The organism is Micromonospora aridisoli (assembly GCF_056150025.1).
Map to the genome: position 1 here is coordinate 1 of NZ_JAXCFK010000198.1, position 507 is coordinate 507.

General features: G+C 36.7%; 1 protein-coding gene. It reads right to left on the reverse strand.

Features of this window, described 5'->3' with window-relative positions:
- Positions 1–494: T9SS type B sorting domain-containing protein (locus SM447_RS30090; RefSeq protein WP_474576240.1), on the reverse strand; the 494-nt coding region annotated here is incomplete at its 3' end.
- Positions 495–507 lie beyond the last annotated feature (13 nt).

Sequence of the window (507 nt, forward strand, 5' to 3'; positions counted from 1 at the left end):
AAATGACTTCTAAATTGTCTGCCATCTTCCAATTGGGCAAAAAACCAGTAATCTGCTGCTGGCATGTTGCGACCGTTATAAGTACCGTCCCATCCTATATTTTCTGAAGAGATTGTCTTTATTAATTTTCCATAACGATCAAAAATGTTAATGGTCATTTCTGGCAAATCTCTGTTCACATCTATAACGTTCCAAGTTTGATTCTCTGAATCTCCGTTTGGAGTAAAGAATTTTGGAAATCCAAATAGTTGAATGTCCACAAATGCAGGATCACAACCACCGTTTATGTTACGTACATATACTGTGTGTGGACCAAAGGGTACTTTGGTAAATAGATTACTGCTTTGGTAATTAAAATCATTATCAAGGCTGTACTCATAAGTTCCTGGTTTTGTAACCTCAACTGTTATGGTATTATCACTGATAGAAATTGTATCGCCATCGTTTAGAATAATGTCATCTTCTGTGAGTGCTTCGATTCCTTCTAGGGTCACAGGTTCTGATTCA